The sequence below is a fragment of the Frankia sp. AiPs1 genome (assembly GCF_023716945.1).
Classification (GTDB): Bacteria; Actinomycetota; Actinomycetes; order Frankiales; family Frankiaceae; genus Frankia.
Genome location: NZ_JAMQQF010000416.1, coordinates 1 through 5,445, shown reverse-complemented (window position 1 = coordinate 5,445; position 5,445 = coordinate 1). Strand labels below are relative to the sequence as shown.

The following is a 5,445-nucleotide window of genomic DNA, read 5'->3' as shown; positions in this document are numbered from 1 at the left end:
CGGCGACCCCGGCGGTGGGCGACGGCTGCGGCGCGGCGCTCGGCGTCGGCGATCCCACGGCGGCCCCACTCGGCGACAGGGTCGGCTGCGGGGTGCCGGGACTGGCCGAGGCGGCGGTGCCCGTGGTGTCCGGCGTGGCGGTCGTGCCCGGCGTGGTGGTGCCCGGGGTGGTCGTGCCCGGCGTGGTGGTGTCGGAGTGCTGCACGGGGACGTCGGGCAGGGCCGGCGCCTGCTTGAACTCCTTCGCCGCCGCCTCGGGGCCGGTCACGTCGAGGGCGTCGGCGGCGGTGGCGCCGCCCTGGGTCGCCTTGACCTTGACCGTGCCCTTGAAGTCCGGCGGGACCCGGAATCCCAGGATGAAGCGGCCGTCCGCGTCCGCCTTGGTCAGCGCGCTGCCGCCCAGGCTGGTGGTCTCGGCGGCGACGGTGACGTCGTCGCCGACGGCGAAGTCACGCCCGCCGACGAGCACGATGTCCTCGTCGAACAGGACCAGCGTGATACGGCTGTTGGCCTGCGGGGTCAACGTGGAGATCGGCACCCCGGGCTGGGCGGTGCCGGCGGGCTCGGCCGAGGCCGTCGGACTGGCGCTCGGCGACACCGCGCTCGGCGGCGTGAGGGACGGCTGGGGGCTGGGCGTCTCCCCCGCGGCCTGGGCCAGCGGGGTTACCGCCCCCAGCAGGCCGAGGACGAAGACCGACACCAGGCCCAGCCGGGCACCGGTACGGACCGGCCGGCGGGCCCGGCGGCCAGGCCCGCGGCGGCCGGGCGCGCCACGAGGTCGAGTGGGCGGGGAGACCGAACGGCCGACCGGAGGGGACGGTCGGCGACGAGAGGTCGAGACCATGCTCGCGCGCTGCCTTTCGGAGTTGGCGTGAGACGCACCCGCCGAGCGCACTGCACACCGACAACGGAGCATGGTCGGATCACGACCGTTGATGGAGCGTCCCCTCCGAGCCGCCGCCTAAGCGGCCACCCAGCGCGCCATCAGAGCTCGACGACACCGCGGCGGGCGCGTCGACCGGGCTGCCACTGCGGCCCGTCCGTGACGCCGACCGTCTCCGACCTCGGGGTCAGGACGGTTCGACAGATACTCCGACCGAGTGGCGAATACCCACCCGGCCGGTACTGGAACTACGCGTGATGGACCCAATCGTAAGGGGCACACCGGCTGCAAGGAACAGCACCAGGACGAATACTTTCCGTGGTAGCGCCATTATTGCAGATCCGGTGTGACATCTCCGCCCAGCCGCCGCCAGAAGACAACACTCACCCAAATCACCGCACGAAGAAACTTGATCTGACCGGGGCGGAACGGTCGTTCAGCGGACGACCAGATCCTCGTCGGCGGGATGCGTGACGGACCAGCCGGTCGGATGCACCAGCGCCGGCAACAACCGAACGCCCCACGGAAGCTGCGCCCCGTCCAGCGTGACGTCGATGGTGCGGGTAACGGCCTGATCGACGGCGGCCAGCCGGGACAGCTCGTGGGCCTCCGCGGCCACCCGCGGCGGAGCGGCACCCGGCCGCGCGAACAGGATCAGCTCGCCGACCGGGCCGGAGGTACGCACCTGGACTCGCATGGTCCGCCGCCGCCAGCCGGATCGGCTCACCGTGTAGGTGACCGTCGGCTGAACCAGCCCACCGGCAGCCGACCCCGGCGGCACCGGCCCGGTCAGCACCGGAACACTCACCGCACCCGCCGGGTGCCCGGGCCCGCCCACGGCCCCGGGCATCGCGGGGACACCGGGGGTGCCGGGTGCGCCACCTCTACCGCGGCCATCCGAGCCGCCGGGACCGTCGGGGACGACCGGCTGCCCGGCGGCGGGACCGGATCCCGCCGGTGCCACGCCACCGGGACCGCCACCGCCACCGGGACCGCCACCCGGACCGTCACCGGGGCCGGCCGGCTGAGCGCCGCTGTTCGCAACCACCGTTGTGCCGCCTGAGAGACGGCCTGGCCACGGGTCCGCGCCCCAGGCCGGGCGGTGGGGGTTACCCGTGGTCCCCGCGGCTGCCTCGGTAAGGTCACACGTGGGCGCCACCGGGGTGGCGTCCACGGCGTCCACGGTCACCGCGGTTGCGGTCGGCGGGTTTCGCGGCCACCGACGGCCGCGGCCCACGCAGTCCACGAGCCCTCGCGACCGAGGGCCCTGGTGGCGGACCGCGGCGTGGCACGGCGTGCCGGATCGGGTGGGATGGGACCGGCCCAATCGACGATGGAGGCAGGAGCACATATGTCCGGTGGAGCGGTCGCGGGCCTGATCGCGTCGGGCGCGTTCGCGGTGCTCGCCCTCTTCGGCTGTTTCGTCCTGCTCAAACTCGGCAAGATCTTCGACGAGGCGGCGGCGCGGGTGCGTCAGACCGGTGCTGCCATCGACGAGGGAACCGCCCGGGTTCGGCAGGCCGGTGCGACGGTCGACGAGGTCAACGTGGCACTCGCCCACGTGAACAAGGAGCTGGACCGGGTCGACGCGATCACGGCCAACGTGCAGTCGATCACGACGAACGTCTCGTCGCTGACGTCGCTGTTCGCGGCGACACTCGGTGGCCCGATGGTTCGGGTGGCCGCGTTCAGCTACGGCGTGCGCCAGGCCGCGGCCAAGCGCACCCGGTCCGAGGTCGAGTCGCGGGTGAAGTCGCAACTGAAGGCGGACAAGGCGGCCCGGCGCACGGGCGCCGAGGACGTCGGCCTGAGCCCGGTCGCCGGGGCGACCGACGGACGCCGGGGGAGCCGCTAGATGTCCAGGATCTTCTATCTGGCGTTCGGCGCCGCGGCCGGCGTCGTGGTGGTGCGCCAGGCGGCGAAGGCCGCCGCGGCCCTCACTCCGACGAGCCTGGCCGGATCTCTCGTACAGTCGGTGCAGGAGTTCCTCGCGGACGTGCGTGAGGCGGCGGCGCAACGGGAGGAGGAGATCCGTGTTGCTCTCGGCCTCGACCGCGACTCGGACGATGATCCCTCCGTCCCGGCCGAGCGGCCCGCCGACGCCGGTGCTGGTGGCGCCGGGCCGGCCGGCTACCCGGACGGCCTCGACGATGCCGAGCGCACCATGCGGCTGGTCCCGGGTGCCCGCCGGCCCTGACGCCGCGGCGGCCGCACGGGCGGCGGCAGCATCGCCGCCCACCCCCGGATGACGCCCCTCCTCCCACCAGTCTGGACGATGTGAACTCGATGGACACGGCCGAGATCCGCAGCCGCTTTCTCAACCATTTCGCCCGGCGCGGGCACGCGATCGTCCCGAGCGCCTCGCTGGTTGCTCAGGACCCGACGCTGCTGCTGGTCAATGCCGGAATGGTGCCGTTCAAGCCCTACTTCCTCGGGGATCTGGCGACGCCGTGGCCGCGGGCCACCAGCGTGCAGAAGTGCGTGCGCACCGTCGACATCGAGAACGTCGGCCGCACCGCCCGGCACGCGTCGTTCTTCCAGATGTGCGGCAACTTCTCGTTCGGCGACTACTTCAAGGCCGAGGCGATCCCGTTCGCCTTCGAGCTGCTCGTCGACGGGTTCGGCTTCAAGCCGGACGACCTGTGGGCCACGGTCTACCTCGACGACGACGAGGCCGAGCGGATCTGGAAGGACCTGCTGCCCGCCGAGCGCATCCAGCGCCGCGGCAAGGAGGACAACTTCTGGTCGATGGGCGTGCCCGGTCCGTGCGGGCCGTGCAGCGAGATCTACTTCGACCGGGGCGCGGCGTACGGCCGCGAGGGCGGCCCGATCGCCGACGAGGAGCGCTACCTCGAGGTCTGGAACCTCGTGTTCATGCAGTACGAGCGGGGTGAGGGCGCCGGGTACGACTACCCGATCCTGCGCGAGCTGCCGGCCCGCAACATCGACACGGGCATGGGCCTGGAGCGGATGGCGACGATCCTGCAGGGCGTCGACAACCTCTACGAGATCGACATCTCCCGCCCGGTGCTCGACGCCGCGGGTCAGCTCACCGGCCGCCGCTACGGCGCCGACCCGGCCGACGACGTGCGGCTGCGCGTCGTCGCCGACCACACCCGCACCGCGGCGATGCTCATCGCCGACGGCGTCGTGCCCGCCAACGAGGGCCGCGGCTACGTGCTGCGCCGCCTGCTGCGCCGGGCGGTGCGCGATGCCCGGCTGCTCGGCGCGCGCGAGCCGGTCATGGCCGAGCTGTTCGGCACCGTCGGCACCGCGATGGGCTCGATCTACCCGGAACTCGTCGACAACGCCGAGGCGATCACCAGCGTTGCCGTCGCGGAGGAGGCGTCGTTCGCCGAGACGCTGCGCACCGGCACGACGATCTTCGACGCGGCGGCGCGGCAGGTCCGCGCCACGGGTGCGACGACCCTCGGCGGCGACGAGGCGTTCAAGCTCCACGACACCTACGGCTTCCCGATCGACCTGACGCTGGAGATGGCCGCCGAGGCGGGGCTGTCCGTCGACGAGGCCGGGTTCCGCCGGCTGATGGAGCGCCAGCGCCAGACCGCGAAGGCCGACCGGGCCGCGCGGCGCATCGGCAACGTCGACCTGTCGGCGTTCCGGCCGATCCTGGCCCGCTCCGGCGCGACGACCTTCACCGGCTACGAGGAGCTGTCGCGCGAGTCCGGCGTCGTCGGTCTCGTCGGCATCGCCGACGGCGCCGGCCTGACGGTGGTCGGCGAGGGTGACGAGGTCGGGGTCGTCCTCGACGCCACCCCCTTCTACGCCGAGAGCGGCGGCCAGGAGCCGGACTTCGGCCTGCTGCGCTTCGATGGCGGCGAGGTCGAGGTCCTCGACGTCCAGCGGCCGGTGCCGGAGCTGGTCCTGCATCGGGTCCGGGTGCGCTCCGGCGAGCTGCGCCTCGGCGACCGGGTGCAGGCCGAGGTCGACGAGAACCGCCGCCGCGCGGTGTCCCGCTCGCACACCGCCACCCACCTCGTGCACGCCGCGTTCCGTCGGGCGTTGGGGGAGGCGGCGACCCAGGCCGGCTCGTTGAACTCCCCGGGCCGGCTGCGCTTCGACTTCCACGCCCTCGGCGCGGTCGGGCCGTCGGTCCTCACCGACGTCGAGGACGAGATCAACGAGGTGGCGCTGCGCGACCTGCCGGTCCGGGCATTCGTCACGACCCAGGAGGAGGCCCGCCGGCTCGGCGCGATGGCGCTGTTCGGGGAGAAGTACGGCGACGCCGTGCGCGTCGTCGACGTCGGCGACTACGCCCGCGAGCTGTGCGGCGGCACCCACGTCGCCAGCTCCGCCCAGCTCGGCGCGGTCAAGCTGCTCTCGGAGTCGTCGATTTCCGCCGGAACCCGCCGGGTGGAGGGGCTGGTCGGCATCGACGCGTTCCGCTACCTGGCCCGCGAGCACCTGCTCGTCTCCCAGTTGTCCACGGCGCTCAAGGCCCGCCCCGACGAGCTGGCCGACCGCGTCGCCGACATCGTGGGCCGGCTGCGCGACGCCGAGCGGGAGCTGGACCGGCTGCGGGCCGCCGCGGTGCTCGCCGG

At 73.4% G+C, this 5,445-nt stretch carries 4 protein-coding genes and 1 pseudogene; 3 read left to right on the top strand and 2 right to left on the bottom strand.

Annotation, left to right across the window (positions count from 1 at the left end; genetic code table 11):
* Together ND748_RS24280 and ND748_RS24275 are read right to left on the bottom strand one after the other, a co-directional pair.
* Positions 1 to 700 (bottom strand): annotated as a pseudogene (locus ND748_RS24280) (beta-mannanase); the annotation flags it as partial.
* A gap of 619 nt (positions 701 to 1,319) precedes the next feature.
* The gene (locus ND748_RS24275; RefSeq protein ID WP_251748281.1) at positions 1,320 to 1,691 is read right to left on the bottom strand and encodes a hypothetical protein; all 372 of its coding nucleotides are present in this window, start codon (positions 1,689 to 1,691) and stop codon (positions 1,320 to 1,322) included.
* A gap of 543 nt (positions 1,692 to 2,234) precedes the next feature.
* On the opposite strand from ND748_RS24275, the gene ND748_RS24270 reads away from it, so the two are divergent.
* The 3 genes from ND748_RS24270 to alaS all read left to right on the top strand — a co-directional run.
* Positions 2,235 to 2,738, top strand: a complete 504-nt coding sequence (locus ND748_RS24270; RefSeq protein ID WP_251748280.1) for a DUF948 domain-containing protein — start codon at positions 2,235 to 2,237, stop codon at positions 2,736 to 2,738.
* Positions 2,739 to 3,080 (top strand): hypothetical protein, encoded by a 342-nt coding sequence (locus ND748_RS24265; RefSeq protein ID WP_251748279.1) that lies wholly within the window; start codon positions 2,739 to 2,741, stop codon positions 3,078 to 3,080.
* An 89-nt stretch (positions 3,081 to 3,169) separates the two neighbouring features.
* The coding region (alaS, locus tag ND748_RS24260) for an alanine--tRNA ligase (RefSeq protein WP_251748278.1) at positions 3,170 to 5,445 on the top strand (2,276 nt) is incomplete at its 3' end.

Bases quoted from the DNA above. Each gene is read 5' to 3' on its own strand.
- ND748_RS24265 (WP_251748279.1), top strand. From the start codon at position 2,739: ATGTCCAGGATCTTCTATCTGGCGTTCGGCGCCGCGGCCGGCGTCGTG.
- ND748_RS24270 (WP_251748280.1), top strand. From the start codon at position 2,235: ATGTCCGGTGGAGCGGTCGCGGGCCTGATCGCGTCGGGCGCGTTCGCG.